Origin of the sequence: Kitasatospora aureofaciens (genome assembly GCF_019192735.1) — a bacterium.
Taxonomy (GTDB): Bacteria; Actinomycetota; Actinomycetes; order Streptomycetales; family Streptomycetaceae; genus Kitasatospora; species Kitasatospora aureofaciens_A.
The window spans coordinates 27,586-51,390 of the sequence record NZ_JAHTKP010000008.1 but is presented as its reverse complement, the minus strand read 5'-3'; the positions used below and the strand labels follow the sequence as shown (position 1 = coordinate 51,390).

Sequence of the window (23,805 nt, the reverse complement as noted above, 5' to 3'; positions counted from 1 at the left end):
GTCGGGTTCCTTTCGTGGTGTCAGTCATGACGTCGGTCAGTCGTGGAGTTCGGCGATCCTCGCGGCCAGGACCGGTCCGATCTGGCCCAGCGATCCGGGCTGCGTCATCCGGTCGTGCCGGGTGGTGACGTCGTGCGATTCGATCCGGCCGGCGATGTAGGGCTGCCACACGCCGGCGTCGGGCGAGTCCGCCTCCCGGTCGATCGTCGAGTTGAAGAGCAGCAGGTCCCCGTCGAACCGGCCGGGGACGAAGTCCAGGGCGAGCTGGGCATTGTTGATCATGATGTCGACGACGGCCCGGATGTGGCGTTCGGTCAGGCTCGCCAGCGCGCTACCCCGGTTCTGCAGGATCTCCGACACCTGGTCGAAGCTGAGCGGTCCCTCGTCCAGCACCTCCGGGCAGTCGAGGATGCCGACCAGGACGTCCCGTTCGGTGGGCACCGGTGGTTCGTCGAAGGCGACGTCGCCCACCGGGTAGGCGTCGAGGATGGCGAGCAGGGAGGTGCGTTCGCCGCGGTTCTGCAGCTCGGTGGCGATCGCGTGGGCGACCAGGCCGCCGACCGACCAGCCGAGCAGCTGGTAGGGGCCGGTGGGCTGGACCTTGCGGATCTCGTCGGCGTAGTCGGCCGCCATCTCCTCGATGGTTTCGGGGCGGGGTTCCGGCCGGCCCAGGCTGCGCGCCTGGATCGCGTAGATCGGGTGCTCGGGCCCGAGGTGGTTCATCAGGCCGCAGTACGACCAGCTGATCCCGCCGCCGGGGTGGATGCACCACAGCGGCGCGTGCCGGCCCTTCGGCCGCAGCGGGAGGACCACGTCGAAGGCGTCGTCGAGGTCGTCCACGCCGAGGCGCTCCGCCAGCCCGGCGACCGTCGGCGCCTCGAACAGCGTGCGCAGGCCGAGCTTGGTGCCGAGCGTCTCCCGGACCCGGGCCACCAGTCGGGCGGCCAGCAGGGAGTGCCCGCCGAGGGCGAAGAAGTCGTCGTCGATGCGCACCTGCTCCCGGCCGAGGACCTCGGCGAACAGGCCGCACAGCAGCTGTTCCTGCGGGGTCCTCGGCATCCGGCCGGTGCCCGCGGACTCGTACTCCGGGGCGGGCAGGGCCCTGCGGTCCGGCTTGCCGTTGGCGGTGAGCGGCAGCGCGTCCAGCAGGACGAACGCCGAGGGGACCATGTACTCGGGCAGTTGCTGCCGGAGGTCGTCCGCGAGCGCCGACGGCTCCGGAGCGGCCTGTGCGGTGGGCACGACGTAGGCGACGAGCCGGTGGTCCCCCGGCCGGTCCTCGCGGGCGAGGACCAGGGCCTGGGCGACGCCGGGGAGGCCGCAGAGCGCGGTCTCGATCTCGCCGGGCTCGATCCGGAAGCCGCGGAGCTTCACCTGGTCGTCGGCCCGGCCGACGAACTCCAGCGTCCCGTCGGTGCGCCGGCGGGCCAGGTCGCCGGTGCGGTACATGCGCTCCCCGGCGGGCCCGTCGGGGTCGGCGACGAACCGCTGGGCGGTCAGGCCCGGCCGGCCCAGGTAGCCGCGGGCGAGGCCGGCCCCGGCGAGGTACAGCTCGCCGACCACGCCCGGCGGCACCGGCCGCAGGCCCCCGTCCAGGACGTGCGCCCGCATGTTCGCCAGCGGGCGGCCGAGCGGCAGCGGGTGGGACGCGACGGGCGGCTCGGCCGGCGGATGGGACAGCGCGAAGGTGGTGGCCTCGGTCGGTCCGTAGCCGTTGGTCACGGCCAGGCCGGGGCAGGCGGCCATCACCCGCGCGACCGCGGCCGGGGAGACCACGTCCCCGCCCGCCCAGACCGAGCGCGCGCCGGTGAAGCAGTCGGGCTGCTCGTCGGCCAGGAGATGGAACAGGCCGGCCGTCAGGAACATCCCGGTGACGCCGTGCCGGGCGATGGTCCGGGCCAGCGTCGGGGCGTCCAGCTGCCCGGGCGGGGCGACGACCACCCGGCCGCCGGTGAGCAGCGGCACCCACAGTTCGTAGGTCGAGGCGTCGAAGGCGGTCGGCGAGTGCAGCAGGACGCGCTCGTGGCCGCCGGTCGCCCAGCACGGGTCCAGCGCCAGTGCCGTCACGTCGTGGTGGGTGACCCCGACGCCCTTCGGCTGCCCGGTCGAGCCCGAGGTGTACATGACGTACGCGAGCTGCCGGGGGTGGCAGTCGATCCCGAGGGCGGAGTCGTCCTGCTCCGTCCCGCCGAGCGCGGTCAGCACGTCCTCGCTGAGCAGCACGCCCGCCCCGGTCTCGCGCCGCATCAGGTCGATCCGCGAGGACGGGAAGCGCGGGTCGAGCGGGACGTACGCCGCGCCGGTCTTGACGACGGCCAGGATCGCCGTCACCAGCTCGATCGAGCGGTCCAGCAGCACGGCGACCGTGCCTTCAGGCCCGGCCCCCTGCGCGGCGAGCGCGCGGGCGAGCCGGTTGGCCCGGGCGTCCAGCTCCCGGTACGTCACGGCGGTGTCCCCGCAGGCCACGGCGACGGCGTCCGGGGTCCGCCGCACCTGTGCCTCGAACAGCGCCGGGAGGCCTGCGGTGGGGAGTTCGACGGTGACCGCGTCGCGGGCCGGGAGGGCGCGTTCCTCGGCGCTGAGCAGGTCGATCCTTCCGATCGGCCGCTCCGGGTCGGCCATCACGGCCTCCAGCAGCCGCACCCAGCGGGCGAAGAGCGCCTCGACCGTCGCCGCGTCGAACAGGTCGGTGGCGTACTCGACGGCGCCGTGCAGACCGGCCGGGGCGCCGTCGGCGGCGTGCTCCTCGGCGAGGCTGAAGGTCAGATCCACGCGGGCGGTGCCGGTCGGCGCCGGTTCGAAGCCGGTCTCCAGGCCCGGCAGGGCGAACTCCCCGGCCGGCGCGTTCTGCAGGGCGAGCATCACCTGGAACAGCGGGTGGTGCGCGAGCGAGCGGGCCGGGTTGAGGACCTCGACCAGGTACTCGAACGGGACGTCCTGGTGGGCGTAGGCGGCGAGCGCGTTCTCCCGGACCCGGGCGAGGAGTTCGGTGAAGCCCGGATCGCCCGAAGTGTCGGTGCGCAGGACGAGCGTGTTGACGAAGAAGCCGACGAGCTCGTCCAGCGCCTGGTCGGTGCGCCCGGCGATCGGGCTGCCCAGCGGGATGTCCGTGCCCGCGCCGAGCCCGGTCAGCAGCGCGGCGAGGCTCGCCTGCAGGACCATGAACACGCTCGCGCCGTTCGCCGCCGCCAGCTCCCGCAGGCCGCGGTGCAGCCCGGCGTCGACGCGCACCGCCAGCTGGGCGCCGCGCAGCGACGCCGTGGCCGGCCGCGGCCGGTCGGCGGGCAGCTGGAGCTGCTCCGGCAGGCCCGCCAACGCCTGTGACCAGTAGGACAGTTGGGCGGCGAACCGGCTGTCCGGGTCGCCTTCCTCGCCGAGCAGCTGGCGCTGCCACAGCGTGTAGTCGGCGTACTGCACGGGCAGCGGCGCCCAGCCGGGCTCCGCACCCCGGCAGCGGGCCGCGTACGCCGCCGCCAGGTCGCGGGCGAGCGGACCCATCGACCAGCCGTCGGCCGCGATGTGGTGCACCACGACCAGCAGCACGTGCTCGTCGCGGGCGAGTTGGAACAGCTCCGCCCGGACCGGCGGCTCCGCGTCGAGCGCGAACCCGCGCTGCGCGGCCTGCGCGAGCCGAACGGGCAGTTCGTCCGTGCTGACGGCGGCGACGGGCAGGGTCACGGCGGCCTGAACCACCGTCAGCACGTGCTGGCTCGGCACGCCTCCGGTCTCCCGGAAGACCGTCCGCAGGCTCTCGTGCCGGGCGAGCACGTCCCCGAAGGCGGCCGTCAGGGCCCGCCGGTCGAGCCGTCCGCGCAGTCGCAGGGCGAGCGGCATGTTGTAGGTGGCGCCGGGGCCGTCCAGCTGGTGCAGGAACCAGAGCCGCCGCTGGGCGAACGACAGCGGCACCGTCTCCGGCCGTTCCTGGCGCACCAGCGGCGGCCGGGCCCGGTCGGCGTCCTGCAGCCGGGCGGCGAGGCCGGCCACGGTCGGCGTCTCGAACAGGGCGCGGACCTCCAGCTCCGCGCCGAGCGTCGCGCGGATCCGCGACAGCAGGCGGGTCGCCAGCAGCGAGTGCCCGCCCAGGTCGAAGAAGCCGTCGTCGACGCCCACCCTGGGCAGGCCCAGCACCTCGGCGAACAGCTCGGCCAGCAGCTCCTCCTGCGGCGTCCGCGGGGCCCGCCCGGCCCCGGCGGTGCCCAGGTCGGGGGCCGGGAGCGCGGCCCGGTCGAGCTTGCCGTTGGCGGTGAGCGGCAGCGCGTCCAGCAGGACGAGCGCCGAGGGCACCAGGTAGTCGGGCAGCCGCTCGCGGAGGAAGCCGCGCAGTTCCTCGGCCAGGGCGGTGGTGCCCCGGCTCCCGGTCGGGTCGTTGGTCAGCGCCGACAGGGACGCCGGGGTCGGGGCGGGGCGGCAGAGGCCGACCAGCGGCCCGGGACCGGGCTCGGCGAGGACCACGTCCACGGCGTCCGCCGCGGTGGTGGACCAGGTGACGGCCACCCGGTGGCCGCACGCCTCGCCGAGCCGGTGGAACTCCTCCAGGTCCGGGAGGCCCGCGTCGTCCGGCTCGGCGAGCAGGTCGGCGAGGTCGGTGCCGCCGTCCTGGACGGCCCGGGCGAGCGCGGTCTCCCGGAGCACCCGGCGGTTGGGGACCCCGGTGATCCGCAGCCGGGCGGGGCGCCGGTCGCGCAGCAGCTCCGCGAGCGCGGTCAGGCCGTCGATCTCCCGGCCCCACCTCAGCTCGGTCTCCTCGGCGGTCTCGCCAACCGAAACGAGTGGGTGCTTGTGGAGGGTGACGTCGTAGCGGTAGCGGGTCAGCTCGTTGTCGAACGTGCCGCGCTTCACCTGCGCGGACACCCCGGCGAGGTCACTGCGCCGCGCGTGCAGGGCCGTGAAGAACTCCGGGTCGACGAGGAGCTCCTTCTCGACCAGCACCGCCTGTTCCACCGCCCGGCGCAGGGCCGCCGGATCCGCGGCGGGACCGGCCCGGTGCACCTGGACGGCGGTGGCGAGCGAGCGCAGCAGCCGCAGGTTGCGCACATCGCCGACGAACAGGGTGCCGCCGGGGGCGAGCAGCCCCAGCAACCGGTCGAGCACCTCGGTCAGGTAGTCGGCGGTCGGGAAGTACTGCACGACCGAGTTCAGGACGATGGTGTCGAAGCCGTCGGCCGGCAGTCCGTCGGTGTCGTGGGCGGGCCGGACCTCCAGCACCACCTTCCCGGCCAACTGCGGCTCCCGGCCGACCTGTTCGACCAGCGCGTCGATCGCCGTGGCGGAGAAGTCGGTGGCCCGGTACGTCTCGCAGTGCGGGGCGACCCGGGACAGCAGCAGTCCGGTCCCGCAGCCCACCTCCAGCACCCGGCGGGGGCGCAGGGCGAGAATCCGTTCGACCGTCCGGTCCCGCCACTCGCGCATCTCGTGCAGCGGGATCGGGCGGGCGTCGTAACTGCTGTTCCAGCCGGTGAAGTTCTGTCCGAAGCCGGCGCTGTCCGCGGTGACGGGGAGCGCGTCGTACAGCTCCTGCCACTCACCGACGTGGTCGTGCTCCAGCCTGACGTCCCGCTCCCGCCCGGCGCCCCGGTCCGCGACGACGTAGGCGACGAGCCGCTGGTCGCGGGCGATGACCGCCGACTGCGCGACGACGGGGTGCGCGGCCAGCACGGCCTGGATCTCGCCGGGTTCGATGCGGTAGCCGCGAACCTTCACCTGGTGGTCGGCCCGGCCGACGAACTCCAGCTCGCCGTCGGCACGTCGGCGCACCACGTCCCCGGTGCGGTACATCCGGGCGCCGGCGGGACCGTACGGGTCGGCGACGAACCGCTCGGCCGTCAGGCCGGGCCGGTTCAGATAGCCGCGCGCCAGCCCGGCCCCGCCGACGTACAGCTCCCCCGGAACGCCCGGCGGCACCAGTTGCAGGGCCGCGTCCAGCACGTACACCCGGCCGTTGACGATTGGCCGGCCGATCGGCGGCACCCGGCCGCCGGGGGTGAGCGGGTCGCTGATGGTGGCGCAGACGGTGGTCTCGGTCGGGCCGTAGGCGTTGATCATCCGGCGGCCGGGCGCCCACCGGGCCACCAGCTCCGGCGGGCAGGCCTCACCGGCGACGACCAGCGTGGTCGCGGAGACGCTGTCCTCGGCCAGCGCGGCGAGCACCGACGGCGGGACCGTCGCGTGGGTCACGGCGAGGCCGCGGTCGGCCAGTGCGTCGACCGGCGAACCGGTCCCCGGCAGGACCAGCGCCGCGCCGGAGAGCAGCGCGGTGAACAGCTCCGACACCGAGGCGTCGAAGCTCGGCGACGCGAACTGCAGCACCCGGCTGCCGGAGTCGATGAAGAACCCCTGGAGCTGGGCCGCGACGAGGTTGGCGATGCCGGCGTGGCTGACCAGGACGCCCTTGGGCCGCCCGGTCGAACCGGAGGTGTAGATCACGTACGCCGGTTGCCGGGCGTCGAGCGCCACGACCGGATCCGTCTCCGGCCTGCTGGGCGCCGCCACCACGGCCGGATCGTCGACCACCAGCACCGGCCGGGCGTCCGCCAGCATGAAGTCGATCCGCGACCTGGGATAGGCCGGGTCCACCGGCAGATACGCCGCCCCCGCCTTCAACACCCCCAGCACTGCCACCACCAGGTCGACCGACCTCGGCAGCACCAGCGCCACCACCTGCTCGGCACCGACACCCCGCTCGATCAGGGCATGCGCGAACCGGTTCGCCCGCGCGTTCAACTCCCCGTACGACAGCTCCGCACCACCGCACACCACCGCCACCGCGTCCGGAGCCGCCACCACCCGCGCCTCGAACAACGCGGGGACGGGGCCCGTGGGAACGGGCCGCTCGGTGTCGTTGCCGCCGGCGAGCAGGTCGTGCCGCTCCTCGGCGGTGAGGATGTCGATCCGGCCGAGCCGCTCGTCCGGGTCGGCGGCCACCGCCGCCAGCACCCCGAGCCACCGGGCGACCAGGGTCTCCACCGTGCCCGGATCGAACAGGTCGGTGGCGAACTCGGCCGTCCCGACGACGCCTTCGGGCGTGCCGTCCGGGCCGAACCGCTCCCACAGGCTGAAGCCGAGGTCGAACTTGGCCGTGTCGGTCGGGGCCGCGACGGGCGAGACCTTGAGGCCGGGCAGCTCGAAGTCCCCGCCCGGCGCGTTCTGCAGCGCCAGCATCACCTGGAACAGCGGGTGGTGCGACAGCGACCGGGCCGGGTTCAGCACCTCCACCAGATGCTCGAACGGCAGATCCTGGTGCGCATACGCCGCGAGCGCGTTCTCCCGCACCCGGCCCAGCAGTTCGGCGAACGTCGGATCACCGGACACATCCGTCCGCAGCACCAGCGTGTTGACGAAGAACCCGACCAACTCGTCCAGCGCCTCATCAGTACGCCCCGCGATCGGGCTGCCGATCGGAACGTCCGTGCCCGCACCCAGCCTGCTCAGCAGTGCGGCCAAACCTGCCTGCAACACCATGAACAGACTCGCGCTCGTCCGACGGCCCAGCTCCAGCAGACCGGCGTGCAGCCCGGCGTCGAGCCGGACGATCACGTGGTCGCCGTGGTAGTCGGCCACCGGCGGCCGGGGGCGGTCGGTCGGCAGCATCAACTGGTCGGGCAGGTCGGCCAGTTGCTCGGTCCAGTAGGCGAGCTGACGGGCGAACAGGCTCTCCGGGTCGTCCTCGTCACCGAGCAGCTCGTGCTGCCACAAGGTGTAGTCCGCGTACTGCACCGGCAGCGGCGCCCACCCGGGTGCTACGCCCGCGCAGCGCGCCGCGTAGGCCGTCGCCAGATCGCGCGAGAGCGGCCCCATCGACCAGCCGTCCCCCGCAATGTGATGCACCACCAGCAACAGCACATGCTCGTCCGCTCCGATCGTGAACAGGTCGGCCCGCAGCGGAGGTTGGGTCGCGAGGTCGAAGGGCTGCCGGGCGGCCGCCGCCAGCCGGGCCGGCAGGTCGGCCTCCGCGACTGCCGAGACGGCAAGCGGCACCCGGACCGTTGCGGCGTCCAGCAGCCGCTGGCACGGCACGCCGTCGACCTCGGGGAAGACGGTGCGCAGGCTCTCGTGCCGGGCGGCCAGGTCCGCCAGGGCCGCCTCCAGGGCGGCGTGGTCCAGCCGGCCTGACAGCCGCAGGGCCAGCGGGATGTTGTAGGTCGCGCTCGGCCCCTCCAGGCGGCTCAGGAACCAGAGCCGCCGCTGGGCGAACGACAGCGGCACCGCGGCGGGGCGCCGGTACGGTGTCAGCGCCAGCCGGGCCCGCCCGGCGTCCCCGAGCCGGGCGGCCAGAGCGGCGACCGTCGGCGCCTCGAACAGCGTGCGCAGCTCCAGCTCCACGCCCAGCACCGCCCGCACCCGCGCCGCCAGCCGGGTGGCCAGCAGCGAGTGCCCGCCCAGCTCGAAGAAGCTGTCGTCCGCCCCGACCCGGGGCAGGCCGAGCACCTCGCCGAACAGCTCGGCCAGCAGCAGTTCCTCCGGCGTCCGCGGGGCCCGCCCGGCAGGGGCCGGGCCGTAGTCCGGCTCGGGCAGCGCCCTGCGGTCCAGCTTCCCTCCGGGCGTCAGCGGCAGCGCGTCCAGCAGGACGAAGGCGGCGGGCAGCATGTACTCCGGCAACCGGCCGCGCAGGTACTCCGTCAGCTCCGCCGGCCGGGCATCGCCACCCACGACGTAGGCGACGAGCCGCTGGTCGCGGGCGACCACCGCCGACTGCGCGACGACGGGGTGCGCGGCCAGCACGGCCTGGATCTCACCGGGTTCGATGCGGTAGCCGCGAACCTTGACCTGGTGATCCGCCCGGCCGACGAACTCCAGCTCGCCGTCCGCGCGTCGGCGCACCAGGTCCCCGGTGCGGTACATCCGGGCGCCCGCCGGGCCGTACGGGTCGGCGACAAACCGCTCGGCCGTCAGGCCGGGCCGGTTCAGATAGCCGCGCGCCAGCCCGGCCCCGCCGACGTACAGCTCCCCCGGAACGCCCGGCGGCACCAGTTGCAGGGCCGCGTCCAGCACGTACACCCGGGTGCCCTCGATCGGCCCGCCGATGGGCGGCAGCTGACCGTCCGGGGTGAGCGGGCCGCTCATCGTCGCGCACACGGTGATCTCGGTCGGGCCGTACGCGTTGATCATCCGCCGACCGGGCGCCCACCGCGCCACCAGCTCCGGCGGGCAGGCCTCGCCGCCCACGATCACGGTCGGCACCGGCACCTCGGTCTCGGACAGTGCCGTCAGCGCCGAGGGCGGCAGCATCGCATGGGTCACCCGCAGGCCCGGGTCGGTCAGGGCCGTGAGCGGCTGCGCCGCCGGTGCCAGCACCAGGGTGGCGCCGGACAGCAGGGCCCCGCACAGGTCCCAGAACGAGGCGTCGAAGCTCGGCGAGGCGAACTGCAGGATCCGGCTGCCGGTGTCGATCCGCCACCGCTCGACCTGGGCGGCCAGCAGGCTCGCGATGCCGGCGTGGCTGACCAGGACGCCCTTGGGCCGCCCGGTCGAGCCCGAGGTGTAGATCACGTACGCCGGCTGCCGGGCGTCGAGCGCCACGACCGGATCCGTCTCCGGCCTGTTGGGCGCCGCCACCACGGCCGGATCATCGACCACCAGCGCGGGTCGGGCGTCCGCCAGCATGAAGTCGATCCGGTCCTTCGGGTACTCCGGGTCCACCGGCAGATACGCCGCCCCCGCCTTGAGCACCCCCAGCACCGCGACCACCAGCTCCACCGACCTCGGCAGCACCAGCGCCACCACCTGCTCGGCACCCACGCCCCGCTCGATCACCGCATGCGCGAACCGGTTCGCCCGCGCGTTCAACTCCCCGTACGACAGCTCCGCACCACCGCACACCAGCGCCACCGCGTCCGGAGCCGCCGCCACCCGCGCCTCGAACAACGCGGGGAAGACAGCCTCGGCCGGGGCATCCCCGTGCTGGGCGGGCAGCAACCGGTGCCGCTCGTCGGCGCCGAGGAGGTCGATCCGGCTCAGCCGCAGATCCGGATCGGCGACGGCCGCCGCCAGCAGCCGCGCCCAGCGGGTGACCAGCGCCCGGACCGTCCCGGCGTCGAACAGGTCGGTGCTGTACTCGATCACCCCGCGCAGCCCGGCCGGGCCGCCGCCCTCGCCCCGCAACTCGGCGAGGCCGACGGTGAGGTCGACCCGGGCGGTGCCGGTCGGCACGGTCAGGCCGGAGACCTTGAGACCGGGCAGCTCGAAGTCCCCGCCCGGCGCGTTCTGCAGCGCCAGCATCACCTGGAACAACGGGTGGTGCGACAGCGACCGCGCCGGGTTCAGCACCTCCACCAGATGCTCGAACGGCAGATCCTGGTGCGCATACGCCGCGAGCGCGTTCTCCCGCACCCGGCCCAGCAGTTCGGCGAACGTCGGATCACCGGACACATCCGTCCGCAACACCAGCGTGTTGACGAAGAACCCGACCAACTCGTCCAGCGCCTCATCGGTACGCCCCGCGATCGGGGTACCGATCGAAACGTCCGTGCCCGCACCCAGCCTGCTCAGCAGCGTAGCCAGACCCGCCTGCAACACCATGAACAGACTCGCACCCGTCCGACGGCCCAGCTCCAGCAGACCGGCGTGCAGCCCCGCGTCGAGATCGAGGTCGACGAGCTCGCCGCGGTGGCTCGCCACGGCGGGGCGCGGCCGGTCGGCCGGCAGCTGGACCTGCTCCGGAAGATCGGCCAACTGTTCTACCCAATAGGAAAGCTGACGATTGATCAGACTCTCGGGATCATCCTCGTCACCGAGCAGCTCGTGCTGCCACAAGGTGTAGTCCGCGTACTGCACCGGCAACGGCGCCCACCCGGGTGCCGTCCCGGCGCACCGCGCCGCGTACGCCGCCGCCAGATCGCGCGACAGCGGTTCCAGCGACCAGCCGTCCCCGGCGATGTGATGCACCACCAGCAACAGCACGTGCTCGTCCGACGCGACCTCGAACAGCTCCGCCCGCAGCGGAGGTTGGTTCGCCAGATCGAACCCGGCCCGGGCGGCCGCGGCCAATTGCTCCGGCAGCCGTGCCGCGCTGCTCCGGGTGACGGTGAGCAGCGGACCCGGCTCGGCCAGGACCTGCTGGAAGGGCACGCCCTCGGATTCGGGGAAGACGGTCCGCAGACTCTCGTGCCGGCCCACCACGTCCCGCAGCGCGGCCTCCAGGGCCGGGCGGTCCAGCGTGCCGGACAGGCGCAGGGCCAGTGGCATGGTGTACGTCGCGCCCGGCCCCTCCAGGCGGTGCAGGAACCAGAGCCGGCGCTGGGCGAAGGACAGCGGTACCAGATCAGGTCGCTGACGGACCGTCAGGGCACGCCGGGCCCGCCCGGCGTCCCCGAGCCGGGCGGCCAGGCCCGCCACCGTGGGCGTCTCGAACAGGCTGCGCAGGGCGAGCTCCACCCCGAGGGTCGCCCGGACCCGGGAGACCAGGCGGGTGGCGAGCAGCGAGTGGCCGCCCAGCGCGAAGAAGTCGGCGTCGACGCCGACCTCGGCGACCCCCAGGACCTCGGCGAACAGCCGGGCCAGCACCTGCTCGTGGGCCGTCCGCGCGGCGCGGCCGACCGGCGGGGCGTCGAGGTCGGGGACGGGCAGGACGGCCCGGTCGAGCTTGCCGTTGGGTGTCAGCGGCAGCGCGTCCAGCCGGACGAACACCGCGGGAAGCATGTAGTCCGGCAGCAACTCGGCCAGCCGGCCTTGCAGTTGTTCCGGATTCCAGGAGCCCTCGCCGGACGGCACCACATAGGCGACCAGCCGGACGTCGCCGCTCCGGGTCCGGTGGGCGAGCACCGCGCTCTGGGCCACCTCCGGGCAGCCGGCCAGCGCCGCCTCGATCTCGCCGAGCTCGATGCGGAAGCCGCGCACCTTGACCTGGTGGTCCCGTCGGCCGAGGTACTCCAGCTCGCCGTCGGTCCGTCGGCGCACCAGGTCGCCCGTGCGGTACATCCGCGTGCCCGCCGGGCCGTACGGGTCGGCGACGAACCGCTCCGCGGTCGGGCCCGGCCGGTTCAGGTAGCCGCGCGCCAGCGCGGCACCGGCCAGGTACAGCTCCCCCGGCACCCCGGCCGGCACCGGCTGCAGGGCGCCGTCCAGCACGTACGCCCGGGTGTCGGTGATCGGCCGGCCGATCGGCGGCGGCAGCGGGCAGTCGTCGAGCTGCTCCGGCAGGGTGTACCCGGTGACCACGTGGGTCTCGGCCGGGCCGTAGTGGTTGTGCAGGGTCCGGCCCGGCCGTCGGCCGTGGAACCGGCGCAGCGGGCCGCCGAGCCGCAGCGCCTCGCCGGCCTGCGCGATCACGCGCAGGTGCGCGAGGTCGAGCCCCTGCTCGTTGGCGGCCTCGGCCAGGGCCTCCAGGACGAGGTTCGGTGCGAACAGCTCCTCGACCCGATGGCGGTCCAGCCACCGGGCCAGCAGCTCGGCGCTGCGCCGTTCCTCCTCGGTGGGGATCACCAGCGTCTTGCCGAAGAGCAGCGCGGAGAGGATCTCCTGGACCGAGACGTCGAAGCTCACCGCGGTGAACTGGGCGGTCCTGGTGCCCTCGCCGCCGCCCAGCTCCCGGTGGTGCCAGCGCAGCAGGTTGACCAGGGCGCCGCCCGGCATCACGACGGCCTTGGGGCGGCCGGTGGAGCCGGAGGTGTAGATGACGTAGGCGGGGTTGCGCGGATCGGTCGCGATCCGCGGGGCGGTGTCCGGTCGGGCCACCACCGCGGCGACCGTCTCCGGGGCGTCGAGGAGCACCCGGTCGGCGTCCGGCGGCAGGACGGGCGCCGTCCGGGTGTCGGTGAGCAGCAGCGCCGGCCGGGCGTCGTCGAGCATGAAGGCGATCCGGGACGCGGGGTACTCGGGGTCGACGGGCAGGTAGGCGGCGCCGGTCTTCAGCACCGCGGTCACCGCCACCACGAACTCGGTCGAGCGGGGGAGCGCGAGGGCGACGATCCGCTCCGGACCGGCCCCGCGCCGGATGAGCTCGTGGGCGAGCCGGTTGGCGTGCGCGTCCAGCTCGCGGTACGTGAGCGCGGTGTCGGCGAGGACCAGCGCGACCGCGTCCGGGGTGGTCCCGGCCTGGGCCCCGAACAGCTCGGCCGGACCCTCGGCAGGCAGGTCTGAGTGGGCTGAGTCCGCCAGCAGCTCGCGCCGCTCCGCGGAGGAGAGCACGTCGATCCGGCTGATCGGCCGCGCCGGGTCGGCGACCACGGCGCGCAGCAGCCGGATCCAGCGGGCGGCCAGCGCCTCCACGGTGGCGCGGTCGAACAGGTCCGAGCTGTACTCCACCGCGCCGCTGAGGCCCTGGTGTTCGCCCTCCGGGCCGCGCAGCTCGGACAGCGCCAGGAAAAGATCGAACTTGGCCGTGCCGGTGGAGACCGGGGTGGCCGAGACCCGCAGGCCCGGCAGGTCGAACTCCTCGGCCGGCGCGTTCTGCAGGGCCAGCATGACCTGGAACAGCGGGTGGTGGGCCAGCGAGCGGGCCGGGTTGAGTTCCTCGACGAGGTGCTCGAACGGCAGGTCCTGGTGGGCGTAGGCGCCCAGCGCGCCCTCCCGCACGCGGGCGAGCAGGCCGGTGAAGTCCGGGTCGCCGGAGACGTCCGTGCGCAGCACCAGGGTGTTGACGAAGAATCCGACCAGCTCGTCCAGGGCCTCGTCGGTGCGCCCGGCGATCGGTGTGCCGATCGGGACGTCGGTGCCCGCGCCCAGCCGGGTGAGCAGCGCGGCCAGGCCGGCCTGCAGCACCATGAACAGGCTTGCGCCGCAGCTGCGCGCCAGTTCGGCCAGTCCCGCGTGCAGGGCCGGGTCCAGCTCGATGCCGACGTGGTCGCCGCGGTGGGAGGGGACGGCGGGGCGCGGGCGGTCGAACCGCAGCTCCAACTGCTCGGGCAGACCCGCGAGCGTTGCGGACCAGTAGCCGAGCTGCGCGGCGAACCGGCTCGCCGGGTCGGTGCGGTCGCCGAGCAGGTCGCGCTGCCAGAGGGTGTAGTCGGCGTACTGGACGGGCAGCGGCGCCCAGCCGGGCGCCTCGCCCCGGCAGCGCGCCGCGTAGGCCGCGGTCAGATCGCGCGCGAGCGGCCCGGTCGACCAGCCGTCCGCGGCGATGTGGTGGACGGTCAGGGCGAGCACGTGCTCGTCGGCCCGGATCCGGAACAGCTCCGCGCGTACCGGCGGCTCCGCCGCCAGGTCGAAGCGGTGGCCGGCCGCCGCGGCCAGCCGGCCCGGCAGCTCCGCCCCGGCCACCTCGGTGACCGGCAGCACCGGCCGGACCTCGTCCAGGATCCGCTGCACGGGCACCCCGTCCGCCTCGGAAAAGACGGTGCGCAGGCACTCGTGCCGGGCCAGCACGTCCCCCAGCGCGGCCTGCAGTGCCGCCGGGTCGAGCCCGCCCGACAGCCGCAGGGCCATCGGGATGTTGTAGGTCGTGCTCGGCCCCTCCAGGTGGTGCAGGAACCAGAGCCGGCGCTGCGCGAAGGACAGCGGCACCGGGTCGGGGCGGCGGCGCGCGGTCAGCGCCGGCCGGGCCCGCTCCGCGCCGCCCAGCCGCTCGGCCAGGCCCGCCACGGTCGGTGCCTCGAAGAGCGCCCGCAGCTCGACCTCGACCCCGAGGACGGCCCGGATGCGCGAGATCAGCCGGGTCGCCAGCAGCGAGTGCCCGCCCAGGTCGAAGAAGCCGTCGTCGACCCCGACCGCAGCGACCCCCAGGACCTCGGCGAACAGCTCGGCGAGCAACTGCTCCCCGGGCGTGCGCGGCGCCCGGCCGCCACCGGCCGGCACCGGTTCGGCGGCGGGAAGCGCCGTCCGGTCCAGCTTGCCGTTGGGCGTGACCGGCAGCGCCTCCAGCACCACGAACGCCGACGGCACCAGGTGGTCCGGCAGCCGCTGCCGGAGGTACCGGCGCAGCTCCGCCGGGTGGGCCGCGCGGCCGGCGGCGGGCACCACGTAGCCGATCAGCCGGTCGTCCCGGGCGGCCACCGCGCCCTGGGCGACGTCCGGGTGCGCCGCGAGCACCGCCTCGACCTCGCCCGGCTCGACGCGGAAGCCACGGACCTTGAGCTGTTCGTCGGCGCGGCCGAGGAACTCCACGCAGCCGTCCGCACCCCAGCGCGCCAGGTCGCCGGTGCGGTACATCCGGGCGCCCGCCGGGCCGTACGGGTCGGCGGTGAACCGGGCCGCGGTGAGCCCGGGCCGGTTCAGGTAGCCGCGGGCCAGCCCCGCGCCGGCGACGTACAACTCCCCCGGCACCCCGGGCGGAACGGGCTGCATTCCGGAGTCGAGCACGTAGACCCGCGTGTTGGCGATCGGGCGGCCGATCACCGGCCCGGCGGAGCGGTCGATCCGGGCGGTGAGCGCGTCGACGGTGCACTCGGTCGGCCCGTAGAAGTTGAGGCACTCGACGTCGCGCAGCGCGCGCAGCCGCTCCCAGAGCGGTCCGGGGACGGCCTCGCCGCCGACCACGACCCTGACCGGGCAGCTCTCCGGGTCGTCGAACAGGCCGTGCTCCAGCAGCAGTTGGAGGTACGAAGGGGTCGTGTCGAGGACGTCGATCCGGTGCCGGGCGAGCCAGTCGACGAACCGGTGGGAATCCGCCCAGGTCTGCTGGTCGGGCACGTGCAGCTGATGGCCGCCGAGCAGCGCGATCAGCTGGTCCCACGAGGCGTCGAAGGAGACCGAGGCGGTCAGCGCGAACCGCAGCCGGCGGTCGGGCCGGTCCGTGGCGAGCAGGGTCCGGCGGTGTTCGGCGAGCAGGTTGGCCAGGCCGGCGTGCGCGACCACCACGCCCTTGGGCCGGCCGGTGGAGCCGGAGGTGTAAACGGCGTAGGCCGGGTGCTGCGGGCGCAGCGGGACGGGCGGAGCGGTGTCCGGGTACCCGTCGGTGTCCCGCACGGTGGCGAGGTCGTCCAGCACCAGGACGGGCCGGGCGTCCTCCAGCATCAGGGCGATCCGGGCGGCCGGGTAGTCCGGGTCCACCGGGACGTACGCCGCACCGGACTTGAGGACGGCGAGGATCGCCACCACCAGCTCCGCCGTGCGCGGCAGCGACACCGCGACCAGCTGCTCGGGCCCCGCGCCGCGGGCGATCAGGGCGTGCGCCAGCCGGTTGGCCCACGCGTCGAGTTCGCGGTAGGTCAGTTCGACACCATCGGCCACCAGGGCGACCGCGTCGGGCGTGGCGTGGGCCTGGGCGGCGAACAGCTCGGGCACGGTGGCGGCCGAGGCGGCCGTCGCCGTGTCGTTCCGGGCCGCCAGCAGCTCGTGGCGCTCGTCGGCGGACAGCACGTCGAGCAGCGCGATCCGCCGGTCCGGCGCCTGGACGGCGGCCGTCAGCAGCCGGACCCAGCGTGCGGCGAGCGTCTCGACGGTGGCGGCGTCGAACAGGTCGGTGCTGTACTCGACGATGCCGCGCAGTCCCTCCGGGGCGCCGTCGGCGCCGTGCCGTTCGGTGAGGCTGAACGTCAGGTCGCACTTGGCGACCGTGGTCGGCAGCGGGAGGGCGGACACCCGGAGCCCGGGCAGGTCGAACTCACCGGCCGGGGCGTTCTGCAGCACCAGCATGGTCTGGAACAGCGGGTGGTGGGCCAGCGACCGGGTGGGGTTGAGCATCTCCACCAGGTGCTCGAACGGCAGGTCCTGGTGCGCGTACGCCGCGAGCGCGTTCTCCCGTACCCGGCCCAGCAGTTCGGTGAACGTGGGGTCACCGGAGACGTCCGTGCGCAGCACCAGCGTGTTGACGAAGAACCCGACCAGCTCGTCCAGCGCCTCGTCGGTCCGCCCCGCGATCACGGTGCCGACCGGGACGTCGGCGCCCGCGCCCAGTCTGCTGAGCAGCGCGGCCAGACCGGCCTGCAGCACCATGAACAGGCTGCTGCCGGTCCGGCCGGCCAGCTCGGCCAGCGCCCGGTGGGTCGGCGCGTCGAGCCCGAGGGTCACCTGGCCGCCGCAGTACGACATGGTCGCGGGCCGGGGGCGGTCGGTCGGCAGTTCGAGCCGCTCCGGGAGCCCGGCGAGGGCCGTTCCCCAGTACGCGCTCTGGCGGGCGAAGAGGCTCTCGGGGTCGGCGGGGTCGCCGAGCAACTCCCGCTGCCAGAGCGTGTAGTCGGCGTACTGGACGGGCAGCAGCACCCAGCCGGGCGCCTCGCCCCGGCAGCGCGCCGCGTAGGCCGCCGCGAGGTCCCGGGCGAGCGGCCCGGTCGACCAGCCGTCCGCCGCGATGTGGTGGATCACCAGCAGCAGGACGTGCTCGTCCGGCCCCAGCCGGAACAGCTCCGCGCGCACCGGCGGCCGCGCCGCCAGGTCGAAGTGGTGGAAGGCGGCCGCCGTCAGCCGGTCGGCCAGTCGGCTCTCGTCGGTGTCGGTGACGGTCAGCGGCACCCGCACCGCGTCCAGCACGTGCTGGTGGGGCACCCCGTCCACCTGGGGGAAGACGGTCCGCAGGACGGCATGACGGTCCGTCACGTCCGCCAGCGCGGCCTCCAGCGCCGTCCGGTCCAGGGCGCCGGACAGCCGCAGGGCCAGCGGGATGTTGTAGACCCCGCCGGGGCCGTCCATCTGGTGCAGGAACCAGAGCCGGCGCTGGGCGAAGGAGAGCGGCACGGCGGCGCCGTGCTCCTGGTAGGCGGTCAGGGCGGCCCGGGCCCGTCCGGTCCGGCCGAGCCGGGTGGCCAGGCCGGCGACCGTCGGCGCCTCGAACAGCGCGCGCAGCTCCAGGTCGACGCCCAGCACCGCGCGCACCCGGGCCACCAGCCGGGTGGCGAGCAGTGAGTGCCCGCCGAGGTCGAAGAAGCTGTCGTCGGCGCCGACCCGGGAGACACCGAGCACCTTCGCGAACAGCTCGGCCAGCAGCTGCTCCTGCGGCGTGCCGGGCTCCCGGGTGCCGCGGTCGGACGCGAACTCCGGGGCCGGCAGGGCGCGCCGGTCGAGCTTGCCGTTGCCCGTCAGGGGCAGCCCGGCCAGCTGGACGAACGCGGCGGGCACCATGTAGCCGGGCAGCCGCTCCCGCAGGTACTCACGCAACTCGTCCGGGCGCAGCGCGGCTCCAGCGGACACCAAGTAGGCGACCAGACGAGTGTCGTCCGTGCGGTCCTGCCGGGCCAGCACGGCCACCTGCACGACCTCCGGATGCCCGGCGAGCGCAGCCTCGATCTCGCCCAGCTCGATCCGGAAGCCGCGGACCTTCACCTGGTCGTCGGCGCGGCCGACGAACTCCAGCGCGCCGTCGGCCCGGCGCCGCACCACGTCGCCCGTACGGTACATGCGCGACCCGGCGGGCCCGTGGGGGTCGGCGACGAACCGCCCGGCGGTGAGCGCGGGCCGGTTCAGGTAGCCGCGGGCCAGGCCGGCCCCGGCGACGTAGAGCTCCCCCGCCACCCCGGGCGGAACGGGCTGCAGGCCGGAGTCGAGCACGTACCCGCGCAGGTCCGGCAGCGGCGTGCCGATGACGCTGGCCCCCGCAGCGGCGGCGCTGCGCTCGTCCAGGGCGAGGTGGGTGACGTGCACCGTGGTCTCGGTGATGCCGTACATGTTGACCAGGACGGGGGCACCGTCCGGGTGCCGCCGGTACCACTCCGCCAGGCGGGCCGGCTCCAGCGCCTCCCCGCCGAACACGACGGTGCGCAGCGCGGTCGCCCGCCCGGGCGTCTCCCGGTCGGCCTGCATCAGCTGGTAGAAGGCGGACGGCGTCTGGTTGAGCACGGTGACGCCCTCGCGGTCCAGCAGCTCCAGGAACCGCCCGGGCGAGCGGCTGGTCCCGTGGTCCACGACCACCAGCCGGCCGCCGTGCAGCAGGGCTCCCCAGAGTTCCCAGACGGAGAAGTCGAAGGCGTACGAGTGGAAGAGCGTCCACACGTCCTCGGGCCCGAAGGCGAAGAGGTCCCGGGTGCTGGAGAACAGCCGCGCCACGTTCCGGTGCGGCACCAGGACGCCCTTGGGCTCGCCGGTGGAACCGGAGGTGTAGATGACGTACGCGGGGTGCCGCGGGTCGACGGCGACGCCGGGGTCGGTGGGCGGGCAGGACGCCACCTCGGCCGCGGTGTCCGGGTCGTCGAGCAGCAGCCCGGGGGTGCCATCGGGAACGGGCAGGCCGGCGGAGCGGCGGTCGGCCAGCACGAGGGCGGGCCGGGCGTCGCCGAGCAGGTAGGCGATCCGCGCGGCCGGGTAGTCGGGGTCGACCGGCAGGTAGGCCGCACCGGACTTGAGGACGGCGAGCACCGCCACCACCAGCTCGGCCGAACGCGGCAGCGCCAGCGCCACCAGCTGCTCGGGCCCCGCGCCGCGCCGGATCAGCGCGTGGGCAAGGCGGTTGGCCCGCTCGTCGAGCTCGCGGTAGCTGAGCGCGGTCCCGTCGCAGACCACGGCGATCGCGTCGGGGGCGGCCGCCGCCCGGGCGGCGAAGAGCTGCGGGAGTCCGACGGCGGGGAGTTCGGCCGTCGGCGTGTGGTCGGCGGCCAGCAGCAGGCGCCGCTCGTCGGCCGAGAGCAGGTCGATCCGGCCGATCGGGAGGTCCTGCGCGTCGACGACCGCCCCCAGCAGCCGCAGCCAGCGCTCGACCAGCGACCGTACGGTGGCCGCGTCGAACAGGTCGGTGGCGTAGTCGACCGTCCCGGCCAGGCCTCCGGGGCCGCCGTCGGCGTCGCGCTGCTCGGACAGGCCGACGAACAGGTCGAACTTGGCGCCCGCGGTGAAAACCGGGACGGCCTCGGCCGTCAGGCCCGGCAGGTCGAACGCGCCCGCCGGGGCGCTCTGGAGCGCCAGCATGGTCTGGAACAACGGGTGGTGGGCCATCGAGCGGACCGGGTTGAGTACCTCGACCAGCTGCTCGAAGGGGACGTCCTGGTGCGCGTAGGCGGCGAGGGCGTGCTCACGGACCCGGCCGAGCAGCTCGGCGAACGTCGGGTCGTCCGAGGTGTCGGTGCGCAGCACCAGGGTGTTGACGAAGAATCCGACCAGCTCGTCCAGCGCCTCGTCGGTCCGCCCTGCGATCGGGGTGCCGATCGGGACGTCGGTGCCCGCGCCCAGCCGGGTGAGCAGCGCGGCCAGGCCGGCCTGCAGCACCATGAACAGGCTGGCGCCGTTGGCACGCGCCAGGTCCCGCAGTCCTCGGTGCAGCTGCGAGTCGATCCGGACGGGCAGCCGTCCGCCGCGACTGGACGCGACCGCGGGGCGCGGGCGGTCGAAGGGCAGCTCGGTCTGTTCCGGCAGACCGGCCAGGGCCCGCTCCCAGTAGGCGCTCTGGCGGGCGAAGAGGCTCTCGGGGTCGGCGGGGTCGCCGAGCAGGTCCCGCTGCCAGAGCGTGTAGTCGGCGTACTGGACGGGCAGCGGCGCCCAGCCGGGTGCCTCGCCCCGGCAGCGGGCCGCGTAGGCCTTGGTCAGATCGCGCGCGAGCGGCCCGGTCGACCAGCCGTCCGCCGCGATGTGGTGGATCACCAGCAGCAGGACGTGCTCGTCCGGCGCCAGCCGGAACAGCTCCGCGCGCACCGGCGGCCGCGCCGCCAGGTCGAAGCGCTCGCCGGCGGCCGCAGCCAGCCGGTCCGCCAGCTCGCCCTCCGCGGTGTCGGTGACCGGCAGCGGCGGCCTCGCCCCGTCCAGGACGTGCTGGTAGGGCACCCCGTCCACCTCGCGGAACACCGTCCGCAGGCTCTCGTGCCGGTCCGTCACGTCCGCCAGCGCGGCCTCCAGCGCCGCCCGGTCCAGGGCGCCGGACAGCCGCAGGGCCAGCGGGATGTGGTAGGCGGCGCCGGCGCTCTCCATCCGGTGCAGGAACCAGAGCCGGCGCTGGGCGAAGGAGAGCGGCAGCCGCTCGGGCCGTGCGCCGGCCCGCGGGGCCGGGCGGGCCTGCCCGGCGTCCCCGAGCCGGGTGGCGAGCGCCGCGGCCGTGGGCGCCTCGAACAGGTCGCGCAGCCGCAGCTCGACGCCGAAGGTGGCACGGACCCGGGAGACCAGCCGGGTGCCGAGCAGCGAGTGGCCACCGAGCTCGAAGAAGTCCCCGTCCGCGAACACCTCCGGTACGTCGAGGACTTCGGCGAACAGCTCCGTCAGCAGCTGCTCCTGCGGCGTGCGCGGGGCCCGGCCCGGCGCCGCCGCGGCGCCCTCGGGGGCCGGCAGCGCGGCGCGGTCGATCTTCCCGTTGGGGGTCAGTGGCAGCGCGTCCAGCACGACGAACGCCGAGGGCACCAGGTGCTCCGGCAGCCGCTCCCGCAGGTGCCGCCGGAGCTCGGCCGGTCCGGTGCGGGTGTCCGCCGGGCACACGACGTAGCCGACGAGCCGGTCGTCGCGGACGGCCACCACGCTCTGCACGACCGCGGGGTGGGCGGCGAGCGCGCCCTCGATCTCGCCGGGTTCGATCCGGAACCCCCGGACCTTGAGCTGTTCGTCGGCCCGGCCGAGGAACTCCACGCAGCCGTCCGCACCCCAGCGCGACAGGTCGCCGGTGCGGTACATCCGGGCGCCCGCCGGGCCGTACGGGTCGGCGAGGAACCGCTCGGCGGTCAGGCCGGGCCGGTCGAGGTAGCCGCGCGCGAGCCCGGCCCCGGCCACGTACAGCTCGCCGGGCACGCCCGGCGGGACGGGGCGCAGCGCCGCGTCCAGCACCCGGACCCGCGCGCCGTCGATCGGCCGCCCGATCGGGGGTGCCTGCCCGGACGGCGTCAGCGGCTCGCTCATGGTCGCGCAGACGGTGGTCTCGGTCGGGCCGTAGGCGTTGATCATCCGCCGGCCCGGCGCCCACCGGGCCACCAGCTCCGCGGGGCAGGCCTCGCCCGCCACCACGAGCGTCCGCAGGGCGGGGACGGCGTCCGCGGCGAGGGCGGCGAGCACGGAGGGCGGCAGGGTCGCGTGGGTGACCCGCGCGGCGGGGTCGGTCAGGGTGTCGAGCGGGGAGCCGTCCGGGGGCAGGAGGAGCGTCGCGCCGGAGCACAGGGCGGTGCACAGCTCCGAGACCGAGGCGTCGAAGCTCGGCGAGGCGAACTGCAGGACGCGGCTGTCCGCGTCGATCGCGAAGCGCTCGGTCTGGGCGGCGACCAGGCTCACCAGGCCGGCGTGGCTCACCACCACGCCCTTGGGCAGCCCGGTCGAGCCCGAGGTGTAGATCACGTACGCAGGGTGCCGCGGATCGAGCGCGACGACCGGGTCGGCGTCGGGCCCCTCCGCCTGCCACACCTGCGCGGGGTCGTCGAGCACCAGGACGGGCCGGGCGTCGGCGAGCATGTGGGCGATGCGGGCCTTCGGGTACTCCGGATCCACCGGCAGGTAGGCCGCGCCCGCCTTGGCCACGGCCAGGACGGCGACGACCTGTTCGACCGAGCGCGGCAGCGCCAGCCCGACCAGGCGTTCCGGCCCGGCGCCACGGGCGATCAGGGCGTGGGCGCAGCGGTTCGCCCGGGCGTTGAGCTCGGCGTAGGTCAGGGTGCGGTCCCCGGCGACCAGTGCGGGGGCGTCCGGGGTGGCCCGCACCTGGGCCTCGAACAGCGCGGGCAGGGTGGCGGCGGGAAGCGCGGGCCCGCCGTCGCCGGAGGTGAGCAGCCGGCGACACTCCTCGTCGGACAGCACGTCGAGCCGGCCCACGGGCTGGTCCGGGTCGGCGGTGGCGATGGTGTCGAGCAGGCGCATCAACCGGAGCTGATGCTCCGTCAACTCCTCGTCGCCGTACCGCTCGGGGTCGGCCTTGAGGCCGATCCGCGGGCCGGTCCCGTCCCGCCGGTCCCAGGCGACGACGTTGAGGTCGGCCACCGCCATGGTCGAGACGTTGCGGGCGGTGACGCGGTGGCCGGCGAAGGTCACCCGGTAGTCGAAGCTGATGAGGTTGACGACCGTGGAGAGGGCCGTGCCGATGCCGCCGGGCAGGCCGAGGTCGCGCTGGAGGTCCTCCCCGCGGTACCGCTGGTGCGCCACGGCGCCGCGGACCTCCGCCGCCACCTGGGCGACGAGATCGCCGAGCCGCTGGTCCGGCCGCACCGACAGGCGCAACGGCACGACGTTGGACAGGGTGCACGGGATCGCCGCCAGGGCCTCTTCCGGGCGGGCCGGCACGGCCAGGCCGACCACCAGGTCGCGGGCGCCGGTCATCCGGTGCAGGTAGAGCGCGGTCGCGGCGATCAGCAGCCGGGACCAGCGCACCCCCGCCCGGTCGGCCGCGGCCTCCAGGGCCTCGGGGCGTCCGGGCGGCAGCAGCGCCGTCTTGCGGACGCCGTCGGACCGCCGCTCCGGCGCCGCCGGGCGGTTCGCGAGGGTGACCGGCTCGGGGCGGCCCGCCAGGCGGCCCGTCCAGTGGGCGCGGTCCTCGCCGGCCTGTTCCGACGCGCGGTAGGCGAGGTCGCCGGCGACCAGCTCCGCCAGCGTTCCGAACCCGCTGGGGCCGGGCTCGCGCCCCTCCACGAGGGCCGTGTAGACCTCCGCCACCCGCCGCGCGACGAGCGCGTAGCCGAAGCCGTCCATCACGATGTGGTGGTACGCCTGGTACCAGGCGAAGCGGTCCTCCCCCAGCGCGATCAGGGCATGGCCGAACAGCACGTCCTCGGCGAGGTCCACGGGCCGGGCCAGGTCCGCCGCGATCCACGCCTCGGCGGCGGCGTGGGGATCGGCGGCGGCCCCGAGGTCGACCAGCGGAAGCTCCCAGTCGCGCACCGTACGGACCTGCACGGGGCCGTCGCCGCCGTCCAGGAAGCGGACGTGCAGGGCCTCGGCCTCGCCCACGGTCTGCCGCAGGGCCCGCTCGAACAGCCCGGTGTCGAGCGGTCCGTGGATCTCCAGGTACTCGCCGATCCGGTAGGCCGGACCTCCCGTGCTCGACCTCTGCTCCGCGAACCAGATCTCGCGCTGAGCGGCGGTCAGGGGGTGAACGGTGCCTTCAGGACGCGACAA

1 protein-coding gene is annotated in these 23,805 nt (G+C 75.0%); it reads right to left on the bottom strand.

Going from position 1 to position 23,805, the window contains the following annotated elements:
* Window positions 1-36: 36 nt before the first annotated feature.
* Complete coding sequence (locus KV557_RS11125; RefSeq protein WP_218199670.1) at window positions 37-23,805, bottom strand: non-ribosomal peptide synthetase; 23,769 nt, start codon at window positions 23,803-23,805, stop codon at window positions 37-39.